General features: G+C 35.1%; 1 protein-coding gene. It reads left to right on the forward strand.

Annotated features, from left to right (window positions below):
* Nucleotides 1-208: 208 nt before the first annotated feature.
* A partial coding sequence (gene purF / locus HG1285_RS00925) for an amidophosphoribosyltransferase (protein ID WP_008289525.1) occupies nucleotides 209-1,242 on the forward strand: 1,034 nt, incomplete at its 3' end.

Below are 1,242 nucleotides of genomic sequence, written 5' to 3' on the forward strand. Positions count from 1 at the left end.
CATGCTTTTCAGAGATGAAGAAATACTAATCACAGCATCAGGTATAAAAACTCCTTACGTAGCAATCTGGAAAAACGGTCACAAGCTTAAAAAATGGGTACAGACTATTGAATAATAAAACTGCAGCCGTTAGCGGCTGCTTTTTTTCTAAAAAAAGCCTATAATATTTTTATATTTTTATAATTTCATATTAGAGGTTTTCAAACAAATGTGCGGAGTTTTTGGTGTATTTGATAATAAAGATGCTGCTTATCTAACATATCTGGGGCTTCATTCTTTACAGCATAGAGGTCAGGAATCTGCAGGAATAGCTGTTTCAGATGGATATGATATAAACTTAAAACTTGGACAGGGTCTTATAACAAGGGCAATAAAATCTGAAGACTTGCAAGAAATGAAAGGTAGCCTTGCAATAGGTCATGTCAGGTACTCAACATCTGGCGGTTCAAATCCAAAGAATATACAGCCGTTTTATGCTCATTTTTACGGTGGGTCTTTTGCAATAGCTCATAATGGAAACTTAGTTAATGCGGAAAATATAAGACTTGAGCTTGAAAAAGAGGGGGCAATATTCCGTTCAACTTCGGATACAGAAGTATTTGTTCATTTAATTGCAAAGTCTAAGGAACCTCCCCCTGCTCATATTATGCTCCATCAAAATGATAAAGATTTTATACCTCTTGTTTTTGATGCAATGAAAAAAGTAAAAGGGGCATATTCATTAGTAATATTAAGAGAAAATCAGTTAATTGCCGTAAGAGACCCTTTTGGATTTAGACCACTCGTTCTTGGTAAAAATAAAAGCGGAAGCTATTTCGTAGCTTCTGAAACATGTGCCCTTGATATAGTTGATGCTGAGTATTTAAGGGATGTGAAACCGGGAGAAGTACTTGTTATAGACGATGCTGGATTAAGGTCTTATTTTCCTCTAAAATTCCCAGAAGATGCAAAAAAATGTATATTTGAGTTTGTTTATTTTGCCCGTCCTGATAGTTTAATATTTGGAGACTGGGTATATGAGATAAGAAAAGAAATGGGAAGAACTTTAGCCAGAGAAGTTAAAATAGATGCAGATGTTGTTGTACCAGTACTGGATTCAGGACTCCTTGCTGCAAAAGGATATTCAGAAGAAAGCGGTATCCCATTTGAGATAGGTCTTGTTAGAAGTCATTATGTTGGAAGAAGTTTTATTCAACCAGTACAGAGTATAAGGGATTTAAGTGTTAAACTAAAACTTAATCC

The sequence above is a fragment of the Hydrogenivirga sp. 128-5-R1-1 genome, assembly GCF_000171895.1.